This window comes from Luteipulveratus flavus, from assembly GCF_029439465.1.
Classification (GTDB): domain Bacteria; phylum Actinomycetota; class Actinomycetes; order Actinomycetales; family Dermatophilaceae; genus Luteipulveratus; species Luteipulveratus flavus.
In genome coordinates, this window is the sequence record NZ_JAROAV010000008.1 from 82,667 (window position 1) to 105,298 (window position 22,632).

A 22,632-nucleotide genomic window follows, 5' to 3' on the forward strand; every position below is an offset into this window, starting at 1 on the left:
CCTGCGCCGTTCAGGATAGGTCGTGGCTCGCGCGTAAGGTGACGGCCATGGCGATCCGGCGGCAGGACATCCTCGCGGCGGCGCAGCGCATCCTGAGCGAGTACGGCCTGGCCGACCTCACCATGCGCCGGCTCGCCGCCGAGCTCGACGTCCAGCCCGGCGCCCTCTACTGGCACGTCCCCAACAAGCAGGCGCTGCTCGCCGAGCTGGCCGACGACCTGCTGGCCCGGGTGCCGGAGCCGTCGTCGCGGCGGCGGTGGGACCGGCAGCTGACCCAGCTCGCCACCGACCTGCGCACGACGCTGCTCGGCCAGCGCGACGGTGCCGAAGTCGTCTCCGCCAGCCGCGCCTCCTCCCTGGACACCAGCCACCTCGGCAAGCGCATCGTGGAGATCGTGCAGGCCGGCGGTCACACGCACGCCCACGCGTCTGCCTCCCGAGATGCGTTGCTGCACTTCGTGATCGGCTACACCTTCGATGAGCAGTCGCACGCGTTGATGGCCGAGCACGGCGCCGCGCCCGCCCGGTTCGGCGACAGTGACGCCGCGTACGCCGCCGCCCTGTCCGTCGTCATCGCCGGCGTCCGCGCCCCCACCGCCGGTCGAGCCGCCCCGCGCCCCGCTGGTTGAGCCGGCCCGAGCCACCCCCGCTGGTTGAGCCGGACCGAGGCGCCAGCCGAGGGTCGTGTCGAAACCAGGTGACACGTTCGCTCAAGTCTCCCGGGACGGCACCGGGTTTCGACACGGCCTCGCCCTAGCGGGCTCGCCCGGCTCAACCAGCGGGTGGTGCTGGCGGAACCGGCGGGGTCAGCGGTCGGCCGCTGCATCCATCTGGCGGATCTCGTGGCTCAGCTCGGCGAGCTCGTCGCCGCCGGCCATCTCGGCCGTCAGCTGGTCGAGCGTCAGGTCCTCGCGCTCCTCGTCCAGAGCAATCCGGCCGAGCTTCAGCACGACGAAGTGGTTGCCGACCAGGTACGCGTGGTGCGGGTTGTGCGTGATGAACACGACGCCGAGGCCCGCGTCCCGCGCCCGGACGATGTACTTCAGCACCACCCCGGACTGCTTCACCCCGAGCGCCGCGGTCGGCTCGTCGAGGATGATCACCTTCGCGCCGAAGTGGATCGCCCGCGCGATGGCGATGCACTGCCGCTGACCGCCCGACAGCGAGGCGACCGGGCGGTCCAGGTCCGGGATGCTGATCCCCATCCGGGTCAGCTCCTCGCCGGTGACCTGCTCCATCCGCTTGTTGTCCAGCAGCCGCAGCGGCCCGCGCCGGATCTCGTTGCCGAGGAAGAAGTTGCGCCACACCGACATCAGCGGCGCGAGCGCGAGGTCCTGGTAGACCGTGGCGATCCCCGCACCGAGCGCCTCCCGCGGCGAGGAGAAGTGGCTCAGCTCGCCATTGACGTACATCTGCCCGGCGTCGTAGTCGTGCAGCCCGGACATGATCTTGATGAGCGTCGACTTGCCGGCGCCGTTGTCGCCGAGCACGCACGTCACCTCGCCCTGCCGTACGGAGAGGTTCACCTCCCGCAGCGCCGTCACGTTGCCGTACGCCTTGCCGACGTCGACCAGCCGGACGATCTCCGTTGTCGGACCGCTCTCGTGGGTGGGCATGGTGTCCTCGGTCGCAGTGCTCATCGGGCGTCCGCCTTCTTCTTGACCCACACGTTGACCAGCGTCGCGAGGACGAGCATCACGCCGAGGAACGTCTTGAACCAGTCGGGGTTCCAGCCGGCGTAGTTGATGCCGAGCTGGGTCATCGCGAAGATCAGCGCCCCGAGGGAGGCGCCGATCGCCGAGCCGTACCCGCCGGTCAGCAGGCAGCCGCCGACCACCGCGGCGATGATGAAGATGAACTCGTTGCCGACGCCGTCCCCGGACTGCACGGTGTTGAACTCGAACAGCAGGTGCATCCCGGCGAGCCAGGCGCAGAACCCGACGAACAGGTAGAGCACGACGCGGACGCCGCGCACCGGTACGCCGACCGCCCGGGCCGCGTCGGAGTCGCCGCCGACGGCGTAGATCCAGTTGCCGAACCGGCTCTTGCGCAGCACCACGGCCGCGATCACCGTGATCACGAGCCAGTAGACGATCGGCGCCTTGATCGCGACCGACCCGATGGACGTCTCCCACGCGAACACGTTCTTGGCGGAGTCGAACCCCTGCATGTCGCTGATGTTGTTGGAGGCGACGTTGCCGGTGACGACCTTGGTCATGCCGAGGTTGACGCCCTGCAGGATGAAGAACGTCCCGAGGGTGACCAGGAACGACGGCAGGCCGGTGCGGTTGAGCATCACCCCGTTGAACAGCCCGATCAGCAGGGAGACCACCAGCGCCAGCAGCACCGCGAACCACACGTGGAAGTTGAAGTACCAGGCCAGCAGCGATGCGGCCAGGCCCGAGCTGGTCACGGCCACGCCGGCGGACAGGTCGAACTCGCCGCCGACCATCAGCAGCGCGACCGGGACCGCCATGATCCCGATCGTCGCGGCGCCGTAGAGGATCGTGCCCACGTTGTCGACGTTGCGGAACGCCGAGGCGACGATCAGGAAGAAGACGCAGACGGCGACGGCGCCCAGCAGCGCACCGATCTCCGGGAGGCGCAGCAGCTTGACCGCCCCCGTACGGGGTGCCACGCGGTCCTCGACGGCGGCCGAGGACGCCGCGGGCGGGGTCGAGGAGGTGCTCACGGTGCTCATCGCGTCACCGACGCCCGCTGGCCGCGAACTTCTCGACCGCGGCGACGTTGCCCTTGTCGATGAAGGCCGGTCCGGTCAGCACGGCCTGCCCGCCGCCGACGGTGTTGCCGTTGGTCTTGAGCAGCCAGAGCTGGTCGATCGCGAGGTACCCCTGCAGGTACGGCTGCTGGTCGACGGCCCACTCGACGGTCCCGCCCTTGATGGCGTTGATCAGGTCCTGGCTGGTGTCGAAGGTGACGACCTTGGCCTTGCTGGCCGCGCTGGACTTGGACTGCACCGCGACGAGCGCGATCGGACCGCCGAGGGTCAGCACGTAGTCGATCGCCTTGTCCTGCTGCAGCTTGGAGGTGATCGCGGTCTGCATGCTGGCGGGTGACTTGCCGTCCACGTACAGCAGCTGGGTGGCCGGGACCTTCTGCTTCACGCCGGCGCACCGGTCGTTCAGCCCGACGTTGCCCTGCTCGTGGATGACGCAGACCGGGTGCTTGGCGCCCTCCTTCAGCATCCGGTCGCCCGCCTGCTGACCGGCGATCTTCTCGTCCTGCCCGAAGTAGGAGGTGACGCCCATCGCCTTCCACCGGTCCAGGCCGCCGTTGAGCGCGACGACGGGGATCTTGGCGGCGATGGACTTCTTGACGACACCCTGCATCGCGTCCGGCTTGGCCAGCGTGAGCGCGATGCCGTCGACCTTCTTGTCGATGGCCTGCTGGACGAGGTTCGCCTGCTTGGCGCCGTCGGGATCGGCGGTGTACTGCAGCCGGACGTTGTCCTTGGCCGCGGCGTCCTGGGCGCCCTTGCGCACGATGTCCCAGAACGTGTCGCCCGGGCCGGAGTGGGTCACCAGCGCGATCGTCATCGTGGGGGTGCTCGCCTTGCCGGCGCTGCGGGCGCGCTCGGCGTCCTCGACGGCCTTGCGTCCTCCGGTGGAGCTGCATGCGGCGACGGACGCCACCAGCAACGTCGTCACGACCGCTGCGGTGGCTCTTCGGGTACGCCTGCTCATGGTTGTCGTCCTTTCGGCCCCACCGCGGTGTCGGGGCGAGTCAGCTGTCCCGTTCAGTCTGGCCCGTCCGGCCTCGCTGCGCTGGATCCACGCCGGGACGGGTCGGCGCGAGCAGTGGCCGCTGCTGCTTCCGCTGCTCGACGTACTCCGCGTACGCCGTCTGCGTGCTCTCCAGGTCGCTGACCTCGCTGACGGGTACGTCCCACCAGGCGCCGTTGTCGGGCCCGGGCACGAGCGGGTCGGTGACGACGTGGATCACGAACGGACCGCCGTTCGCCGGAGCGGCCTTCGCGTCGCGGACGGCGACGTGCAGCTCCTCGACCGAGGCCACCTCCACGACGTGGGCGCCGAGGCTGCGGGCGTTCGCGGCCAGGTCGACCGGTACGTGGTCGCCGTCCAGCCGCCCCCTGCCGCTGCGGTAGCGGTACTGCGTGCCGAACCGCTGCGAGCCCAGCGACTCCGACAGCGCGCCGATCGAGGCGAACCCGTGGTTCTGCACGATGACGACGATGATCTTCACCCGCTCCTGAACGGCGGTGACCAGCTCGCTCGGCATCATCAGGTACGAGCCGTCGCCGACCAGGACGAACACGTCACGGCTGCGGCAGGCGAGCCTGACGCCGAGACCGCCGGGGATCTCGTAGCCCATGCAGGAGTAGCCGTACTCGACGTGGTAGCCGCCACGGTCACGGACCCGCCAGAGCTGGTGCAGCTCGCCGGGCATCGATCCGGCCGCGCACACGACCACGTCCCGAGGGTCGCTCAGCTCGTTGACGGCGCCGATCACCTGGCCCTGAGTGAGGACGCCGTCGTCGAGCCGGTCGGTCACCTCGGCCGGCGGGTGGTACGTCGCCTCCACCTGCTCGTCCCACGCCGCCCACTCGCGCGCGACCTGCTCGCCGTAGGCGGTCTCGGTGCGGTAGCCGTCCAGCGCCCGGGTGAGCGCCGTGAGGGTCTCCCGGGCGTCGCCGACCAGCGGCAGGCCGCTGTGCTGGTCGGCGTCGAACCGTGCGACGTTGATGTTGATGAAGCGAACTCGCTTGTGCTGGAACGCCGTCCGCGATGCGGTGGTGAAGTCGGTCCAGCGCGTCCCTACACCGATCACGACGTCGGCGTCGCGCGCGACCGCGTTGGCGGCACTCGTCCCGGTGGAGCCGATCGCGCCCAGCAGCAATGGATGGCCGTGCGTCAGCGAGCCCTTCCCGGCCTGCGTCTCGGCGACCGCGATGCCGGTGGCGCGGCTCAGCGCGTCGAGGGCGTCCTCGGCCTCGCTGTAGTGCACTCCCCCGCCGGCGACGATCAGGGGACGCTCGGCACGTCGGATCAGGTCGGCCGCGAGCTGCACCTGGGACGGCTCGGGCGGCGGGCGGCCGATGTTCCAGACCCGTTCGGAGAACAGGTCGTCCGGCCAGTCGTACGCCTCGGCCTGCACGTCCTGCGGGAGCGCGATGGTGACCGCGCCGGTCTGCACCGGGTCGGTGAGGACGCGCATCGCCTCCAGCAGCACGCTCGGCAGCTGCTCGGGGCGGCTCACCCGGTCGAACCGGCGAGACACCGGCCGCAGCGCGTCGTTGACGGTGACATCGCCGGCGACGGGTGACTCCAGCTGCTGCAGGACGCTGCCGGTGGCGCGCGTCGCGAAGGTGCCGCTCGGCAGCAGCAGGACGGGCAGCCGGTTGATCGTCGCCAGCGCGGCACCGGTGACCATGTTGGTCGAGCCGGGGCCGACCGAGGCGGTGCACGCCCACATCTGCATCCGGGTCCTGGCGCGGGCGTACGCGACGGCGGTGTGGACCATCGCCTGCTCGTTGCGGGCCAGCACGTACGGCAGCGCGGGGATGCCGCTGCGCTCGTCCTGCAGCAGGGCCTGGCCGAGGCCGGCGACGTTCCCGTGGCCGAAGATGCCGAGGCACCCGGCGAACGCGCGGTGCGTCTCGCCGTCCCGCTCGGTCACCTGTTGGCCCAGGAAGCGGACGACCGCCTGCCCGACCGTGAGTCTCATCGCGTGCCTCCTCCGAACGGCAGCCTGGGGTCCATCGTCCCGGCTTCCCAGCTCTCGCGTACCCAGGCGTGGCTCGGGTCGTCGCAGATCAGCCACGCCCGCTCGGCGCCGGGCCCGGCCATCACGTTGAGGTAGTACAGGTCGTAGCCGGGTGGCGCGGTCGCCGGCCCGTGCCAGCCGTGCGGCACCAGCACCACGTCGCCGGTCCGCACCTCGGCCAGGACGTCGATCGGGCGTTCCTCCGTGCCGTAGACGCGCTGGTAGCCGACGGGGTCCGCCCGCTCGCGCGCGCCGTCCGTCGCGAGCTCGAAGTAGTAGATCTCCTCCAGCTCGGTCTCGACGCCCGTCCGCTCCTCGTCGTGCTTGTGGGGCGGGTAGGAGCTCCAGTTCCCGGCCGGCGTCAGTACCTCGCAGGCGATGAGGCGGTCGGCGTCCAGCACGTCCGGCGTGCCGAAGTTGCGCACCTCCCGGCTCGCCTGCCCGGCGCCGCGCAGCTCGACAGGGACGTCGGAGGCGGGCAGGTGATGTGGTTTCCGGTCGCCCGACTCGCCCACCTCGGCTCCGCACAGCGCGACCCTGGCGTCGCCGGCCGCGGTCAGCGTGAGCCGGCCCCCGGCGGGGACGTACGCGACATCGGTCGGAGCGGCGAACACCGACTCGCGTCCTGCGAGCTCGATCGTCTCGCTGCTGGCGCCGATCTCGCTGACCACTGTGACGCTGCCGCGGAGGGGCACGACCACGACCTCGGTCGTCGGCAGGTCGATGCTCACCGACCGACCGGGCTGCAGGTCGGCCACCCGGAGACTGGTGTGCGTCCAGTCATCTCGGTCGTCCGTCACCGAGACCGAGAAGTCCTGTGCAGCAGCGGAACCCAGCGGCAGCACCCACCGCTCGTTGTCCCGGCCGGTGCCGGTCACGACACATCACCTCGGACCAGGCCGACGGCCGTCCGTACCGCCGCCTCGACGTCGTCGTCCGGCGGGTAGAGCAGCGCTCGCCCCACCACCAGGCCGCGCACGGACGGCAGCCGCAGCGCCTTCGCCCAGGAGGCGTACGTGTCGTCCGGCGCACCGTGCGGGTCACCGCCGAGCAGCAGGGTCGGCAGCGTCGTCGCGTCCATCACCCGCTCCATCTCCGCCACCACTGGGAGCTTCAGCCAGGTGTACGCACTCGGCGCACCGAGCCCGGACGCGACACCGATCGAGCGGACCACCGAGTCGGGGTCCAGCTGGTTCTCCAGGCGTCCGTCCTCGACCCGTGCCAGGAAGGGCTCGATCATCATCGGGCGCCGGATACCCGCCAGCCGGCTCACCGCCCGACCCGTCGCCTCGAGGGTCGCCGCCGTGCCGGGATGGTCCAGCGAGACCCGCAGGAGCGCCTTTCCGCCGTCGAGGCCGAGCCGCTCGATCGTCTCGACGTCGTACGCCGTGAACCGGTCGTCGGGCTCGAACACCGCGCCCTGGAGCCCACCGCGGTTCATCGAGCCGATGGCGACCTTGTCCTCCAGCGCGCCGAGCATCAGGAGGTCGTCCAGGACGTCCGGGCTGCCCAGCACGCCGTCCACGCCGGGGACCGCGAGGGCCGCGAGCAGCCGGTCCAGCAGCTCTGACCTACTACTCATCGCTATCGGGCGGTCGCGGACCCCGAGCGCGTTGCGCGCCGGGTGGTCGGCGGCGACCAGCAGCAGCCGACCGTCCTCGCCCAGCAGCGGTCGCCGACGCCGAGTCAACCAGCGTTCCTCGATGCGCTCGGGGTGCCGTGCGCGAATCTCGTTGACCGCCAGCACATCCGGGCTCATGCGACTCGACCCCGCTCCAGCGCGTCGTCGATCTCGGCCGTCGTCGGCATGGCCGTGGAGCACTCCAGCCGGGACGCGACGATGGCGCCGGCGACGTTCGCGAGCCGGATCGTGCGCTCCAGCGGCCAACCGGCGAGCAGTCCGTGGCACAAGGCCCCGCCGAACGCGTCGCCCGCGCCGAGCCCGTTCAGCACGTCGACCGGGAACGGCGGCAGGCTGACCCGCTCCTCCTGCGTCGCGGCGAGCACCCCGTCCGGTCCTTGCTTGACCACCGCGAGGTCGAGGCCGCGGGCGAGCAGGGCGTCCGCGGCCCGGTCGGCGTCGGTCTCGCCCGTGGCGACCTCGCACTCCTCGCGGTTGCCGACCGCGACCGTGACCTGGGCAAGTGCACGGTCGATCTCGGCACGCGCTGCCTCCGGGTCCGGCCAGAACATCGGCCGGAAGTCCAGGTCGAGAACCGTGTGCGTACGACGTCCGCGCGCCTCCCACGCGGCGTGCTGGGCACTGCGGGACGGCTCCTGGCTCAGGCCGGTGACGGTGCACCAGAAGACGCCCGCATCGCGAATCTCGTTCAGCGGCAGGGTGTTCGGCTCGATCATGAGGTCCGGCGCCGTCGGGTACCGGTAGAAGTACAGCGGGAAGTCGTCGGGCGGGAACACCTCGCAGAACGTCACCGGCGTCGGAGGTCCGGCCACCGCGCTCACGAACGCGTCGTCGACGCCGAGCCGGCGCAGCTCGGCGTGGACGTACCGCCCGAAGGCGTCGTCGCCCGTGCGGGTGATGACCGCCGTACGCCGGCCGTGACGTGCAGCCGCCACGGCGACGTTGGTCGCGCTGCCGCCGAGGAACTTCTCGAACGTGCGCACCTCCTCCAGCGGCACCCGGTGCTGGAGCGGGTAGATGTCCACACCGACACGGCCCATCGCGATGACGTCGTACGGCGCGCTCACGGTCGCACCACCTGGTCGAGGCGTTCCATGGCGAGCAGGCTCGTGCGGACGTCCGAGGTCGCGACCCCCGGGTCCGTGGACGTCATCACCCGGTCCTGCTCCAGGACGTACCACCCTGAATAGCCCTGCTGCTCAAGGGTTTCCACGATCGCATCGACGTCCAGGTCCCCCTCGCCCAGCGGCACGTACAGGCCGCGCTCCACCGCGGTGCTGTACGCCAGGCCGCCGGAATGCACCTGCTGCAGGAGGTCGTGGCGCACGTCCTTGAGGTGGACGTGCGCGATGCGGTCGCCGTGCTCGCGGGCCAGGGCGAGCGGATCCGTACCGCCGATGAGCAGGTGCCCGGTGTCCAGGCAGAGCGGCACCCGCGAGCCGGCCAGCACCCGGTCGACCTCCGGGCCGGACTCGATCATCGTCCCGACGTGCGGGTGGATCGCGACCTCCACCCCACGGTCCGCGCCGCGTGCGGTGAGCTCGTCGAGCAGGCCGAGCGCTCGCGTCCAGGACGCCTCCGACCACGCCGGCCGGTCGTCGTACCCCTCGGCTCTGGTCACCGCGGCCAGCACGAGGGTGGATCCACCGACAGTCGCCAAGGTCGTTGCCGCTCGGTCGAACTCAGGCATCGGGTCGATCGTCTCGTCGTGCAGCACCACCGGCACGAACTGCGCCACCGCCGTCAGCGAGTGCGCCCTCAGGGTCCTGGCCGGGTCGTCGCCCAGGAAGCCGTCCGGACCGAGCTCGGTGGCCCGCAGCCCGACGTCGCGGACGGCCGCGAGCACCTGCTCCGGCGTGAGCTGGACCCCCCAGCCCTTCACCTCCGACACACCCCACGAGATGGGTGCGGCGGCCACGCGGTCGCCCAGGGCGCTCACCGGTCCGGCACCTCGCTCATCGGAACCACCCGCCCCTCCCGCCCCTCCCGCCACGAGCGGTCACACGCCTCCGCGACCCGGAAGGCCTGCAGGGCGTCCGCGACCGTGCACGGCGACGGCCGCTCGCCACGTACGACGTCGGCGAACGCCGTCAGCTCGGCGACGTACGCGGGGAGGAAGCGGTCCATGAAGGTGCGGTGCACCGGCCCGGGCGGGAACGTCACGCCGTCCTGCGCCGAACGCATCGCGAGCGAGTCGTCCAGCCCCGCGGTCAGCGTCGCGCGGCTGCCCATCGCCTCCAGCCGGACGTCGTGGCCGGCGCCGTTGTAACGGGTGGACGACACCAGGCAGGTCGTGCCGTCGACGAGCCGCAGCAGCGCCGCACCGGAGTCGACGTCGCCGGCGTCCACGAAGAAGCGCTCGCCCTTGTTGCCGCCGGTCGCGTACGCCGACTCGACCTCCTGACCGGTCACGAACCGGATCGCGTCGAAGTCGTGCACGTTGCAGTCGCGGAAGATGCCACCGCTGGTCGGGATGTACGACGCGTGCGGCGGCATCTCGTCGTGGGTGTTGGCGCGGATCGTGTGGACGAAGCCGAGCTCGCCCGCGCCGATCGCCCGCCGGACCTCCCGGTAGCCGGCATCGAAGCGCCGCTGGAAGCCGATGTGGACCGGCACTGCGGACGCCGCCTCCAGCCGGGCGAGCTCGAGTGTCTCGTCCAGGGTCCGGGCCACCGGCTTCTCGCAGAACGTCGGTACCTGCGCCGCCAGCGCCTGGCGCAGCAGCGGCGCGTGTGCGGGGGTCGCCGCGGCGATGACCAGCCCGTCGACCCCGGAGGCGAGCATCGTGTCGACGTCGGCCACCTGCTCGGCGCCCAGCTCGGCCGCCACTCTCTTCGCCGCGACCTGGTCGGCGTCGCTGATCACCAGCGTGTCCACCGCATCGAGCGAGAGGAGCGTCGAGGCGTGGAACGCGCCGATCCGCCCGACACCGACAAGACCGATCCGCATCGAGGAGTTCCGTTCTGTCACAGGATGGCTCAGGAGTACGGCGCGCCGCGGGCTCGCCGTACCGACGTCCAGGCTCACGCGGGCCCGACGGGCGTGTCAAGCAAATGTCCTGACAATTGCTTGTCCGCCCTTGGGCGCCGGGGCGGCGCTACCCTGCCCAGGTGGTGGATCGCGTGCCGGTGACGCTGGACCGGCGATCGCCTGTGCCGCTCTACCACCAGCTCGCCGAGCAGCTGCGCGAGGCCGTGACCTCCGGCCGGCTGCAGCCCGGCGACCCGTTCGAGAACGAGCTGGCGCTCGCCGAGCGGCTGGGCCTCTCCCGGCCCACCGTGCGTCGCGCGATCCAGGACCTCGTCGCCCAGGGCCTGCTGCTGCGGCGGCGCGGCCTCGGCACGACCGTGGCGAACCGGCAGATCCATCGCCGCGCCGAGCTGACCAGCCTGTACGACGACCTGCAGCGGCACGGCGAGACGCCCTCCACGACGGTGCTCGACCTGCGTACGGCCACTGACGAGACGGCGGCGCGTGCCCTCGGCGTACCGGCCGACACCCCGCTGCACGCGCTGATCCGGCTGCGGAGCGCGGGCGACCGGCCGTTCGCGATCCTGCGCAACTGGCTGCCGCCGGCCGTCGGCGACGTCACGCGCACCCAGCTGGAGCGCGACGGCCTGTACGCGGTGCTGCGCGAGCGCGGCGTCCGCCCGGTGGTCGCCCACCAGACCATCGGCGCCCGGCGCCCGACCGCCCCCGAGCGGCGCCGGCTGGCCCTCCGGGCGACCGACCCGGTGCTGACGATGACACGCGCCGCGTTCGACGCGACCGGCAACCCCGTGGAGTACGGCGACCACATCTACCGCGCCGACGCGTACACGATCGACGTCACCATCGACGAGCGCTGACCCCTCCTCCCCCGGCAAAAGGTGGCCCCCGGCACACCCATACCTGTGCCCACCACCACGATCTGCCGCGCCCTCCGGCAAAACGTGGCCGCCCGCACAGCCATACCTGTGCCCACCACCACGATCTGCCGCGTGGGTCACGCGGAGACGTTCACACCTTCCACCCAGATGCGCCGGGGCGACTGGCGCACTCCCTGAGCGTGAAGAGCCCTGGCCATACCGACTCCGACGAAGGCGTCGTCCCACAGCCATCGCGCGACCCTCGTGCCGGTCGCGCGCAGCCGATCCTCCCGGACCTTCTCGCGCACCAGGGTCTCCTGCATCTCCTCCGGAGTCTGCGCGAAATCCGTCCCGTACTTGGAGGCGCCGTCGAATTCGCCGACGACCCCTTCCCACTGGAAGTCGACGTACCCGATGAGCCCCTGACCGTCATGGTGAGGAACTTGCAGCCGTGGCCGCGGGAAGCGCAGCAGGAACATCTGCCCCCGGCTCAGGCTCTCGCCGGGCGAGGCCGAGACCGGGTCTACGAGCTCGACCAGGTGCCCACAGTCGCTGCGCCCCGGGGTGCCTGGCGCGACCCGTTCGACCTCGGCGACCAGCTCGCGGCGAGTGCAGAGTCCGTGCCGCACGGCGTGATCCGCAGCCACGAGGCCGTTGAGCAGTCCGGTGTCGCGGGTCAGGTCCAGGACCGTACGCGCGGGCGGCGTGACACGCAGGCCGTCGCGCTCGACGTACGCGCACTCCTCGTCCTCGCGCCGGATCACCAAGCCGGACCGGCTTGCTCGGGTGCTGTCCCGGACGAGGACGTGGACCTTGCGCGGCCACGGGTCCGCCACGGGGATGCCCCAGACAGCAGCGGCCGAGTAATGGGAGAACACGGGCAGCCCGGAGCGGGCCATCAGCGCGCAGGCGTGGACGAACGCCCGATGCCGGTCGTCCGTTCCGAGGCTCGTCCAGTCCGACGAGCGGATGCACACCCCGTGGCGGACCATCGTCCAGGTCCTGTCACCCTGCTCGTCGCGCAGGACTCGTGGTTCCTGGGAGACGTCCCGCAGGGATCGGCTCGTGACCAGCATGTGGGGCTCGAACTGGCGCGATCGGCTCATGGCTGCTGACGGTGGCAGACCGTCGGTCCTCGCGACGCTCGCCATCCACAGGCCCGGCAATAGCTGGCGACCAGCACACGCATACCTGTGCCCGCCACCAACTTTTGCCGCCCCACCGGCAAAAGCTGGCGGACAGCACACGCATACCTGTGCCCGGCGCCAACTTTTGCCCGGGAGGATTGCCGCTGGCGGAAGGCTCTGGGAGACGGTCGGCTGAACGAGACGGGGTCAGGTGAGGAGGGCGGACAGGGCGAGGGCGATGGCAAGGGCGAGGGCGAGGATGGGGACCAGGGCGGGTCGCACCACCACGGGGCCGCTCTGCTTCTCGACGGCGCCCGCGCCGACCGCGCGGTCGTAGTCCTCGCGGGCCAGCTGGACCTGGACCGCGACTGCACCCGCCGAGCCCGCCCGCTCGCTCGGGCCGATGGGCGCCTCGGTGGCGACCCGTCCGGTCGAGCCCCGCAGCTGGCCCAGTGCGCCGAGCCCGCCGAGCATGCCGCCGCTGCCTCCGACGTTGGGCTTCGGGCGCTGGGAGGAGATCGCCCAGGCTGAGTAGCCCTGGTCCTGCGGGGTGAAGATCTTCAGGTTCCAGCGGCTCTCCACGATGTCCACCTGGGGCCACGGCATCCGGACGTCACGGACCAGGTTGTGCAGGACCAGGCCGCCCTGGGTCAGCTGCACCGACGGCCGCAGCAGGACCACCCACACCACGAGAGCGATCGCGGTGCACCACAGGATCACGTCGACCGAACCACGGGACAGGTCGAAGAGGGAGGTGACGACGACGACCACCATGACGAGCAGCAGGAAGCCGCCCGCCCCGAGGGCCGCTCGTTGCCTGAAGACGTGACGCTGCGGCCGCTGGGCCGGATCTGAGCTGCTCGACATGCGGATAGGCTGCACCGGTGAGCACAACCACTGCAACGTCGCGGGCGCGGGACCTGCTCGGGGTGTCGTCCCTGAGCAACGCGTCCCTCACCACCTGGCTGCACGGTCTGCCCGGGGTCGACCAGGTGGGCTGTGAGGCACGAGCCGCCGCTCTCGGCACCCGGTCCATCAAGACCACCAGCAAGGCGTGGGCGATCGACACCGCCATCGGCATGATCGACCTGACGACCCTCGAGGGCGCCGACACCGAGGGCAAGGTCCGCTCGCTGTGCGCCAAGGCCGTCACGCCCGACCCGCTGGACCCGACCACCCCGCACGTCGCCGCGGTCTGCGTCTACAACGACATGGTCGGCATCGCCAAGGACGCCCTGAAGGGCACCGGCATCCACGTCGCCGCGGTGGCCACGGCCTTCCCGTCCGGCCGCGCGAGCATGCCCGTCAAGCTGGCCGACACCAAGGACGCGGTCGAGGCCGGCGCCGACGAGATCGACATGGTCATCGACCGGGGGGCGTTCCTGTCGGGCCGCTACCGGCAGGTGTTCGACGAGATCGTCGCCACCAAGGAGGCCTGCGGCCAGGCCCACCTCAAGGTCATCCTCGAGACCGGCGAGCTGGTGACGTACGACAACGTCCGGCGCGCGTCCTGGCTGGCGATGCTCGCGGGTGCGGACTTCATCAAGACCTCGACGGGCAAGATCTCGCCCGCCGCGACACTGCCGGTCACGCTGATCATGCTCGAGGCCGTCCGCGACTGGCGCGAGCTCACCGGCGAGATGGTCGGGGTGAAGCCGGCGGGCGGTATCCGGACCACCAAGGACGCGGTCAAGTACCTCGTGATGGTCAACGAGATCGCCGGCGAGGACTGGCTCACGCCGGAGTGGTTCCGCTTCGGCGCCTCCAGCCTCCTGACCGACCTGCAACTGCAGCGCCAGAAGCTCGCGACCGGTGCCTACTCCGGCGCCGACTACGTGACGATCGACTGAAGAAGACAACGATGCCGAAGTTCGAGTACGCCCCCGCGCCCGAGTCGCGGGCCATCGTCGACCTGGCCTCCTCGTACGGCCTGTTCATCAACGGTGAGCTCGTCGACGGGACGGGCTCGTCGTTCAAGACGATCAACCCTGCGACCGAGGAGCACCTGGCCGACATCGCGGAGGCGAGCGCGGCGGACGTCGACGCCGCCGTGCGGGCCGCCCGCGCCGCCCAGACGCGGGTGTGGGGCCGGATGTCCGGGGCCGAGCGCGGGAAGTACCTCTTCCGCATCGCGCGGATCATGCAGGAGCGGTCCCGCGAGCTCGCGGTCCTGGAGACGCTCGACAACGGCAAGCCGATCAAGGAGTCGCGCGACGTCGACGTGCCGACGGCGGCGGCGCACTTCTTCTACCACGCGGGCTGGGCGGACAAGCTCGAGTACGCCGGGCTCGGTACGTCGCCGCGCCCCCTCGGCGTCGTCGGTCAGGTCATCCCCTGGAACTTCCCGCTGCTGATGCTCGCGTGGAAGATCGCGCCGGCCCTGGCCACCGGCAACACCGTCGTGCTCAAGCCCGCGGAGACCACGCCGCTCACCGCGCTGCTGTTCGCCGAGATCTGCCAGCAGGCCGACCTGCCCCCGGGCGTGGTCAACATCGTGACCGGCGCGGGCGAGACCGGCCGGGCGCTGGTCGAGCACCCCGACGTCGACAAGATCGCGTTCACCGGTTCGACCGAGGTCGGCAAGGCCATCGCCCGCTCGATCGCCGGCACCCGCAAGCGGGCGACGCTCGAGCTCGGTGGCAAGGCGGCGAACATCGTCTTCGAGGATGCCGCTGTCGACCAGGCCGTCGAGGGCATCGTCAACGGCATCTTCTTCAACCAGGGCCACGTGTGCTGCGCCGGCTCGCGGCTGCTGGTGCAGGAGTCGGTCGCGGACGAGGTCGTCCGTCGCCTCGAGCGCCGGATGAAGACGCTGCGCGTGGGCGACCCGATGGACAAGAACACCGACGTCGGAGCGATTAACTCCAAGGCGCAGCTGCAGCGCATCACCGAGCTGGTGGACGCGGGCGAGGCCGAGGGCGCGACCCGCTGGACCGCTCCGTGCGAGCTGCCGACCCGCGGGTTCTGGTTCGCACCAACCGTTTTCACCGACGTGTCGCAGGCCCACCGTGTCGCGACGGAGGAGATCTTCGGCCCGGTGCTGTCGGTCCTGACCTTCCGTACGCCGCAGGAGGCCGTCGCGAAGGCGAACAACACGCCGTACGGCCTGTCCGCCGGCATCTGGACCGAGAAGGGGTCGCGCATCCTCTGGATGGCCGACCAGCTCAAGGCCGGCGTGGTCTGGGCGAACACCTTCAACCGCTTCGACCCGACGTCGCCGTTCGGTGGCTACAAGGAGAGCGGCTACGGCCGCGAGGGCGGCCGCCACGGCCTCGAGGCCTACCTGCAGACGGGAGAGGGCGCGTGAGCCCCGCCAAGACGAAGAAGGCCGCCAAGGCGACGACGCCGTCCGCGCCGAAGCGGATCGACGTCCGCAAGACCTACAAGCTGTACGTCGGCGGCGCCTTCCCGCGCAGCGAGTCGGGCCGCTCGTACGAGGTCCGCGACGCCAAGGGCGCGTTCCTGGCGAACGCCGCGATGGGCTCGCGCAAGGACGTGCGGGACGCCGTCGTGAAGGCCCGCGGCGCGCAGGCCGGCTGGGCGGGCGCGACCGCGTACAACCGTGGCCAGGTGCTGTACCGCGTGGGCGAGGTGCTGGAGGGACGGCGCGAGCAGTTCGTCGCCGAGGTCGCCGCGAGCGAGGGTGTCACCCGCACGCGCGCGAACGCTCTGGTGGACCAGGCGATCGACCGGTGGATCTGGTACGCCGGGTGGTCGGACAAGGTCGCCCAGGTGCTGGGCAACCTCAACCCGGTCGCCGGCCCGTACTTCGACATCTCCGCCCCGGAGCCGACCGGTGTCGTCGGCGTCCTGGCGCCGCAGGGCAGCTCGCTGCTCGGGCTGGTCTCGGTGATCGCGCCGGCGATCGTCACCGGCAACACCGTCGTCGTCCTCACCAGCGAGGAGCGGCCGCTGCCGGCGATCTCGCTGGGCGAGGTGCTCGCGACGTCGGACGTCCCCGGTGGCGTCGTGAACCTCATCTCGGGACGGACCGCGGAGATGGCGCCGTGGCTGGCCTCCCACCGGGACGTCAACGCCGTCGACCTCACCGGAGCGGCCGACGCGACGGACGTCGACTGGGCCGACCTGGAGGTCAAGGCCGCCGACAACCTCAAGCGCGTCCTGCGTCCGGCCGGCAGCGGCTCCGACGCCGTCGAGCCCGACTGGGCCGAGCAGCCGGACCTCTCGCGCGTGCGCGCCTACCTCGAGACCAAGACGGTCTGGCACCCCAAGGGTCAGTGAGCAGGTCAGGTCCGGCCCGGCGGGTGATCCTGCTGTCGGGTCCGAGCGGCGCGGGCAAGACCCGCCTCGCCGGCCGGTTGTCCCAGCAGCACGGCTGGCCGGTCGTGCGGCTCGACGACTTCTACAAGGAGGGCGACGACCCGTCGCTGCCGATGCTCGAGATGGGCATCGCCGACTGGGACCACCTGGACTCCTTCGACCTCGACCGAGCGGTCCGGGCGCTGGAGGAGCTGTGCCGGACCGGCCGGGTCGAGGTGCCGGAGTACGACATCTCCACCTCTCACGTCGTCGGCCGGAGCGTGGTGGAGGCGGGCTCGGCGCCGGTCGTCCTCGCCGAGGGCATCTTCGCCGCGCACGCCGTCCGGCCCGTCGCGGGGCACGGCCTGCTCGCCGCGGCGTACTGCGTCCGGCAGAACCGCTGGGTCACCTTCGCGCGGCGGCTGCTGCGTGACCTCGCCGAGCGCCGGAAGCCGCCCCTGGTGCTGGTACGCCGTGGGCTGCGCCTGTGCCGCCTCGAACCCGCGATCGTGGCCGAGCAGGCCGCGCTCGGCGCGACGCCGATGACCCCGCACCAGGCTGAGGCGGACGCCCGGCGGTGCGTGGGTGCCGACAGCTAGGGTGGCGCCAGCACCGACCGACGCTGGGGGCCTTGTGAGCAGCAACTGGACCAGTCCGTCCGGCGACCCCGCCGACGGGTCCCCCGAGCGCGTCCCGCAGGACGGCCCGGCCTCCTACGGTCAGCCGCAGTACGGCCAGCCGGCGCCCGGGCCCTACCCGCCGCCCGGTTCGTACCCGCCGCCAGGCCCCTCCGGCCAGGCTCCCCAGGACTCGCGGCCGCAGTACGGCGCGGCTCCCCCGTACGGGTCGCCGACGCCGTACGGGCCGGGCGGCTGGCCGGGGATGGCGGCCAAGCCGGGCGTGATCCCGCTGCGTGCGCTGTCCCTCGGCGACATCTTCGAGGGCTCGATCGGGACGATCCGGGGCAACCCCGGCGCGACCCTCGGACTCTCCTTCGTCGTCTCGCTCATCTTCACGCTGCCCGCGATCGCGCTGATCCTCGGCCTGGACCAGCTGGACCCGGGCGACAGCGAGGCGCTGCGCGAAGCCGTGTCGCTCGGCAGCCAGCAGGGCGGCGCGATCCTGCAGGCGGTCGGCGGCATCGCCCTCACCGGCATGCTCACCGTCGTGCTGGCCGACGCGGTGCTCGGCCGCCGGCTCTCCATCGGCGGTGCGTGGTCGAAGGTCAAGGGCCGGCTGCTGGCCCTCATCGGCCTGAACCTGCTCATCCTGCTCGCGGTGGTGGTCCTCGTCGCGGCGGTGGTGCTGCTGGCCGTGCTGGGCTACCTGGTGGTCGAGTGGCTCGGCGTCCTGATCGGCGTCGTGGGCGGCATCCTCGCGTTCCTGGCCCTCGTGTTCGGCTGGGTCAAGGTGTCGTTCGCCAGCGCCTGCGTCGTCCTGGAGCGGCAGTCCCCCGTCGCGGCGCTGAAGCGGTCGTGGGCGCTCACCCGGGGCCAGTGGTGGCGGGTGTTCGGCATCACGCTGCTGGCCCACGTGCTGGCCTCGGTGATCAGCTCGGTCGTCTTCATCCCGTTCGCGATCGCCCTGTCGGTGTCCACGTTCGAGGACCCGGAGGCGCTGCCATCGGTGGGCTTCCTCGTCGGCACCCAGCTGGTGCAGCTGGTGATCAACACCGTCGTCTCCCCGTTCATCGCCGGTGTCGTCGGTCTGCTGTACCTCGACCAGCGCATCCGCAAGGAAGCCCTCGACGTGACGTTGATGGCCGCCTCGCAGTCCGGCTGAGCCCGCATGACCCTCCCTCGGCTGCTGCCCGCCGACCCTCCCCTCGACCCCTCCGGTGCGCAGGGTCGTGAGCTGCTGCGCACCGAGCTGCGCAAGCTGCCGTACGGCGAGCACCGGACCCTGCTGGAGCGGCTGCAGGACTGGATCGGTGAGCGGGTCGACCGGGCGGCCGCCTCCGGGGCCTCGCTGTTCGGGCAGATCCTCATCCTGGTCGCCGCAGCCGCGATCGTGGCGGTGGTCGCGTACGCCGCGACGCGCGCCCGCCGGGGACGGCTGGCCCGGGAGTCGGCCGAGCCCGAGGCCGTCCTCACCGAGACCGGTCTGTCGGCCGCCGACTACCGCAGGCGGGCAGCTCAGGCCGAGGCCGCCGGCGACCACGCCGCCGCGACGCTCGACTGGTTCCGCGCGCTCGTACGGACCGGCGAGGAGCGGGCCCTGCTCGACGAGCGCCCGGGCGGTACGGCCCACGAGCTCGCCGGTGCGCTGGGCCGGTTCTTCCCCGGCGACGCCCCGGCCCTGCGGGTGGCCGGTGACGTGTTCGACGGGGTCCGTTACGGCGAGCAGCGGGTCGATGCGACCGGGTCCGCCAGGATGCGGGCGCTCGAGGAGCGGCTGCGGCACCGTCGTCCCACGCACACCGACAGCCCGTCCGACGACGGGCTGGTCGCGCCGGGCCGGTGGGCGCCATGACCGCGACGCTGGCGCCCGCGAGCGGCACGGCCGGATCCGAGCCGCGGCCCCGACCTCGCCTCCCCCGTAAGCGGGCGCTGCTGGGCGTGCTCGCGGCCCTAGTCGTCGCCGGGCTCGCCACGCTCCTGCTGCTCGGGACCCGCACGACCGGCATCCCGCTCGATCCCGACAACCCAGCGCCCGCCGGCGGACAGGCCATGGCCCGGGTCCTCGACCAGCAAGGCGTCGACGTCACTCCCGTCCGCACTCGCGACGCGCTGCAGGGGGCGCGGATCGACGCGTCCACGACCGTCGTCGTCACCCGCGGGTCGCTGATGACGACCGCGATGTGGCGCGAGCTCCTGCGGACGGCCGGGAGCGCCGACCGGCTGGTGCTCGTCGCCCCGGGGAGCCGGGCCCTCACGGCGCTCGACGCACCGCTCTCCCGGCGCAGCGGCACGGGCTTCGGCGGCTCCACGCCGGCGGCCTGCGATGCGCCGGTGGCCCGTGGCCTGTCGGTCGGTGGCGGCGACGAGCGGTACGACCCGACGTCCGGCGCCGACGTCGCCGTGTGCTTCCGGCCGGGTGGCGGCTTCGGGGCAGGCGGCGATAACGGCGGCTACCTCGCCGTCCTCCCCCGGACCGCCGATCGCCCCGAGGTGGTGCTGCTCGGGAGCACCGAGACGATCCGCAACGCCGATGTGCGGGACGCCGACAACGCGGCCGTCGGGCTGCGGACCCTCGGGCACTCGCCCCGGCTGGTCTGGTGGTCGGTGAGCCCCTCGGACGTCGACCTCGCCGATGCCGAGGAGCCGGTGTTCCCGGCCTGGCTCGCCCCGGTCACGGTCGTGCTCGCGCTGGCGGTCCTGGTGCTGATGCTCGTGCGCGGCCGTCGGCTGGGCCGGCTGGTCAACGAGCCCCTGCCCGTCGTCGTCCGGGCCAACGAGACCACCCGCAGCAGGGGACGGCTCTACCGCAGGGCCGGCGACCGCGACCGCGCCTCCGCGGTCCTGCGCGCCGGTACCCGCCGGCGGTTGACGCGCTACCTAGGCGTGCCACGCGGCGCCGGACCGGCGGCCCTCGTCGAGAACGCCGCCGCCACGACCGGACGCGACCCGCGCGCGCTGCACGACCTGCTGTACGGCGCCGGACCGGCCACCGAGGACGCGTTCGTCCAGCTCGCGAACCAGCTCAGCCAGCTCGAGAAAGAGGTCCGACACCGATGAGTGACCACGCGTCGTACGCCGGTCCCCAGGCACCGCCGTCCGGCTCCCGCCGGGCGGACGGCCCGCCCCCGCCGCCCCGACCCGAGGCCGACCACGCCCGCGAGGCCCTGCTGGGTGTCCGGCGCGAGGTCGCGAAGGCGGTGGTCGGCCAGGAGGCCGCGGTGACCGGCATGATCATCGCGCTGCTCGCCCGCGGGCACGTCCTGCTCGAGGGCGTGCCCGGCGTCGCCAAGACGTTGCTGGTGCGCTCCATCGCGGCGAGCCTGGCCGTGGAGACCAAACGGGTCCAGTTCACCCCGGACCTCATGCCCGGTGACATCACCGGCTCGCTGGTGTACGACGCGCGCTCGTCGGACTTCGCGTTCCGGCCCGGGCCGGTCTTCACCAACCTGCTGCTCGCCGACGAGATCAACCGCACGCCGCCCAAGACGCAGTCGGCGCTGCTGGAGGCGATGGAGGAGCGGCAGGTCTCGGTCGACGGCGAGCCGCGCGCCCTGCCCAGCCCGTTCCTGGTGGCCGCGACCCAGAACCCCGTCGAGTACGAGGGCACCTACCCCCTCCCCGAGGCGCAGCTGGACCGCTTCCTGCTCAAGGTCACGGTGCCGCTGCCCCAGCGCGACCACGAGCTGGAGGTGCTGCAGCGGCACGCGAGCGGGTTCGACCCGCGCGACCTGGCCGCGGCCGGGATTCGGGCCGTCGCCGGGCCCGACGACCTCGCCGCCGGTGCCGCCGCCGTACGCCAGGTGCAGGTCTCCCCGGAGGTCGCCGGCTACATCGTCGACATCGCTCGCGCCACCCGGCAGTCGCCGTCCCTCGCCCTCGGTGTCTCGCCCCGCGGTGCCACGGCGCTGCTCGCGACCTCGCGGGCCTGGGCCTGGCTGAACGGCCGCGGCTACGTCACGCCCGACGACGTGAAGGCCCTTGTGCACGCGACGCTGGCGCACCGCCTGTCGCTGCGCCCGGAGGCCGAGCTGGAAGGCGTCGGCGTCGGCAGCGTCCTCGACTCCGCGGTCGCGTCGGTCCACGTCCCCCGCTGATGGCGCTGACGGGTCGGGCGGTCCTGCTGACCGCGTTCGGTGTGGTGCCGGTGGCGCTGTGGCCCAGCGGCCGGACGGTCCTGCTGTGGGTGCTGCTCGTCCTCGTCGCGATCGGGTTCGACCTGCTCACCGCCGTCAGCCCCCGCCGGCTCGTCATCACCCGTTCGCCCGACCCGCAGGTGCGCCTCGGCGAGTCCGTGACCACCGACCTCACCGTCCGCAACACCGCTGGCCGGCGGCTGCGCGGCCGGCTGCGCGACGCCTGGCAGCCCTCGGCCGGCGCGACCGGGGACCGGCACCGGCTCGACCTGCCCGGCGGTGAGCAGCGCCGGTTCGTCACGACGCTGCGTCCGACCCGCCGCGGGGACCGGCGCTCCGACCTGGTCACCGTTCGCAGCCTGGGCGTGCTCGGGGTCGCCGCGCGGCAGCGGTCGCGCCCGGTGCCCGGGTACGTCCGGTCCCTCCCGCCGTTCCACTCACGCCGTCATCTGCCGAGCCGGCTGGCGATGCTGCGCCAGATCGACGGCCGCTCGGCCGTGCGCACCCGCGGCCAGGGCACCGAGTTCGACTCGCTACGCGACTACGTCGACGGCGACGACGTCCGCAGCATCGACTGGCGGGCGACGGCCCGGCGCCGCACCCTGGTGGTCCGGACCTGGCAGCCGGAGCGCGACCGCCGCATCGTCCTGGTCCTGGACACCTCCCGCACCAGCGCGGGCCGGGTCGGCGACGTGCCCCGGCTGGACGCGGCGATGGACGCGGCCCTGCTGCTGACCGCGCTCGCGTCCCGCGCCGGCGACCGGGTCCAGCTGCTCGCCGGCGACCGCCGGATCCACACCCGGATCACCGGTGTCAGCGACCGCAACCAGCTGCTGCACGAGCTGGTCACCGCGATGGCTCCCCTGGAGCCGGCCCTGGTCGAGGCCGGCTGGTCCCGGCTGGCCGGCGCGGTGAACGCCCTGTCCCGGCGCCGGGCGCTCGTCGTCCTGCTCACCCCGCTGGAGCCCGCCGCGATCGAGGAAGGCCTCCTCCCGGTCCTGCCGAGCCTGGTCCAGCACCACCGGGTGGTGGTCGCCTCGGTCGCCGACTCCTCGGTCTCGGCGATGGCGCAACGGCGGGAGGACGCCCCGCAGGCGTACGACGCAGCCGCCGCCGAGCGCTCGATCGCGCTGAAGGAGCGCACCGGCGAGGCGCTCTCCCGGCTGGGCGTCACCGTGATCGACGCCGACCCCGAGTCGCTCCCGGTCCGACTGGCCGATCACTACCTGCTGCTGAAGTCCCAGGGTCTGCTCTGAC

General features: G+C 72.3%; 22 protein-coding genes. 11 read left to right on the forward strand and 11 right to left on the reverse strand.

The window, feature by feature from the left end:
- The first annotated feature begins 47 nt into the window (after positions 1-47).
- Positions 48-629 carry a TetR family transcriptional regulator gene (locus P4R38_RS02120; protein WP_277190843.1) on the forward strand — a complete coding sequence of 194 codons (582 nt, stop codon included), beginning with the start codon at positions 48-50 and terminating at the stop codon, positions 627-629.
- A 177-nt stretch (positions 630-806) separates the two neighbouring features.
- On the opposite strand, the gene P4R38_RS02125 is transcribed toward P4R38_RS02120, so the two are convergent.
- The 9 genes from P4R38_RS02125 to P4R38_RS02165 are packed head-to-tail and all read right to left on the reverse strand — an operon-like array spanning position 807 to position 10,336.
- Positions 807-1,640: an ATP-binding cassette domain-containing protein gene (locus tag P4R38_RS02125; RefSeq protein WP_277190844.1), complete on the reverse strand. Its 834-nt coding sequence runs from the start codon at positions 1,638-1,640 to the stop codon at positions 807-809.
- A complete protein-coding gene (locus tag P4R38_RS02130; RefSeq protein ID WP_277190845.1) occupies positions 1,637-2,701 on the reverse strand; it encodes an ABC transporter permease in 1,065 nt (354 codons plus the stop codon). Before P4R38_RS02130 ends, P4R38_RS02125 begins: the two co-directional genes overlap by 4 nt.
- A 4-nt stretch (positions 2,702-2,705) precedes the next feature.
- Positions 2,706-3,704, reverse strand: coding sequence for a substrate-binding domain-containing protein (locus P4R38_RS02135; protein ID WP_277190846.1), 999 nt, complete (start codon positions 3,702-3,704; stop codon positions 2,706-2,708).
- Between the two features lie 40 nt (positions 3,705-3,744).
- On the reverse strand, positions 3,745-5,706 hold the full coding sequence (gene iolD / locus P4R38_RS02140; RefSeq protein ID WP_277190847.1) for a 3D-(3,5/4)-trihydroxycyclohexane-1,2-dione acylhydrolase (decyclizing): 1,962 nt from the start codon (positions 5,704-5,706) through the stop codon (positions 3,745-3,747).
- Entirely contained in the window at positions 5,703-6,623 is a 921-nt protein-coding gene (gene iolB, locus P4R38_RS02145; RefSeq protein ID WP_277190848.1) for a 5-deoxy-glucuronate isomerase, read from the reverse strand. Before iolB ends, iolD begins: the two co-directional genes overlap by 4 nt.
- Positions 6,620-7,504 (reverse strand): class I fructose-bisphosphate aldolase, encoded by an 885-nt coding sequence (locus P4R38_RS02150; protein ID WP_277190849.1) that lies wholly within the window; start codon positions 7,502-7,504, stop codon positions 6,620-6,622. The genes iolB and P4R38_RS02150 overlap by 4 nt, the downstream gene beginning before the upstream one ends.
- Positions 7,501-8,427: a 5-dehydro-2-deoxygluconokinase gene (gene iolC / locus P4R38_RS02155; RefSeq protein ID WP_409201230.1), complete on the reverse strand. Its 927-nt coding sequence runs from the start codon at positions 8,425-8,427 to the stop codon at positions 7,501-7,503. The genes P4R38_RS02150 and iolC overlap by 4 nt, the downstream gene beginning before the upstream one ends.
- 23 nt (positions 8,428-8,450) lie before the next feature.
- Complete coding sequence (locus tag P4R38_RS02160; RefSeq protein ID WP_277190851.1) at positions 8,451-9,326, reverse strand: TIM barrel protein; 876 nt, start codon at positions 9,324-9,326, stop codon at positions 8,451-8,453.
- Positions 9,323-10,336: a Gfo/Idh/MocA family protein gene (locus P4R38_RS02165; protein ID WP_277190852.1), complete on the reverse strand. Its 1,014-nt coding sequence runs from the start codon at positions 10,334-10,336 to the stop codon at positions 9,323-9,325. The genes P4R38_RS02160 and P4R38_RS02165 overlap by 4 nt, the downstream gene beginning before the upstream one ends.
- 161 nt (positions 10,337-10,497) lie before the next feature.
- Between P4R38_RS02165 and P4R38_RS02170 the strand changes: the two genes are divergently transcribed.
- Positions 10,498-11,235 (forward strand): GntR family transcriptional regulator, encoded by a 738-nt coding sequence (locus P4R38_RS02170; protein ID WP_277190853.1) that lies wholly within the window; start codon positions 10,498-10,500, stop codon positions 11,233-11,235.
- Positions 11,236-11,372: 137 nt separating this feature from the next.
- Here the strand turns inward: P4R38_RS02170 and P4R38_RS02175 are convergent, their stop codons facing one another.
- Both P4R38_RS02175 and P4R38_RS02180 read right to left on the reverse strand, forming a co-directional pair.
- Positions 11,373-12,341, reverse strand: coding sequence for a hypothetical protein (locus P4R38_RS02175; protein ID WP_277190854.1), 969 nt, complete (start codon positions 12,339-12,341; stop codon positions 11,373-11,375).
- A 228-nt stretch (positions 12,342-12,569) separates the two neighbouring features.
- Positions 12,570-13,229 carry a PH domain-containing protein gene (locus P4R38_RS02180; RefSeq protein ID WP_277190855.1) on the reverse strand — a complete coding sequence of 220 codons (660 nt, stop codon included), beginning with the start codon at positions 13,227-13,229 and terminating at the stop codon, positions 12,570-12,572.
- Between the two features lie 17 nt (positions 13,230-13,246).
- Here P4R38_RS02180 and deoC point away from each other — a divergent pair, with 17 nt between their 5' ends.
- The 9 genes from deoC to P4R38_RS02225 are packed head-to-tail and all read left to right on the forward strand — an operon-like array spanning position 13,247 to position 22,631.
- On the forward strand, positions 13,247-14,212 hold the full coding sequence (gene deoC, locus P4R38_RS02185; protein ID WP_277190856.1) for a deoxyribose-phosphate aldolase: 966 nt from the start codon (positions 13,247-13,249) through the stop codon (positions 14,210-14,212).
- Between the two features lie 11 nt (positions 14,213-14,223).
- Positions 14,224-15,669, forward strand: coding sequence for an aldehyde dehydrogenase family protein (locus P4R38_RS02190; RefSeq protein WP_277190857.1), 1,446 nt, complete (start codon positions 14,224-14,226; stop codon positions 15,667-15,669).
- Positions 15,666-16,604 (forward strand): aldehyde dehydrogenase family protein, encoded by a 939-nt coding sequence (locus tag P4R38_RS02195; RefSeq protein ID WP_277190858.1) that lies wholly within the window; start codon positions 15,666-15,668, stop codon positions 16,602-16,604. Before P4R38_RS02190 ends, P4R38_RS02195 begins: the two co-directional genes overlap by 4 nt.
- Positions 16,601-17,221, forward strand: coding sequence for a uridine kinase family protein (locus P4R38_RS02200; RefSeq protein WP_275239706.1), 621 nt, complete (start codon positions 16,601-16,603; stop codon positions 17,219-17,221). Before P4R38_RS02195 ends, P4R38_RS02200 begins: the two co-directional genes overlap by 4 nt.
- A 34-nt stretch (positions 17,222-17,255) precedes the next feature.
- Positions 17,256-18,404 (forward strand): hypothetical protein, encoded by a 1,149-nt coding sequence (locus tag P4R38_RS02205; RefSeq protein ID WP_277190859.1) that lies wholly within the window; start codon positions 17,256-17,258, stop codon positions 18,402-18,404.
- 6 nt (positions 18,405-18,410) lie between these two features.
- Positions 18,411-19,094 (forward strand): DUF4129 domain-containing protein, encoded by a 684-nt coding sequence (locus P4R38_RS02210; protein WP_277190860.1) that lies wholly within the window; start codon positions 18,411-18,413, stop codon positions 19,092-19,094.
- A complete protein-coding gene (locus P4R38_RS02215) occupies positions 19,091-20,299 on the forward strand; it encodes a DUF4350 domain-containing protein (RefSeq protein WP_277190861.1) in 1,209 nt (402 codons plus the stop codon). Before P4R38_RS02210 ends, P4R38_RS02215 begins: the two co-directional genes overlap by 4 nt.
- Positions 20,296-21,336 carry an AAA family ATPase gene (locus P4R38_RS02220; protein ID WP_275239712.1) on the forward strand — a complete coding sequence of 347 codons (1,041 nt, stop codon included), beginning with the start codon at positions 20,296-20,298 and terminating at the stop codon, positions 21,334-21,336. The genes P4R38_RS02215 and P4R38_RS02220 overlap by 4 nt, the downstream gene beginning before the upstream one ends.
- Positions 21,336-22,631: a DUF58 domain-containing protein gene (locus P4R38_RS02225; protein ID WP_277190862.1), complete on the forward strand. Its 1,296-nt coding sequence runs from the start codon at positions 21,336-21,338 to the stop codon at positions 22,629-22,631. The genes P4R38_RS02220 and P4R38_RS02225 overlap by 1 nt, the downstream gene beginning before the upstream one ends.
- Position 22,632 lies beyond the last annotated feature (1 nt).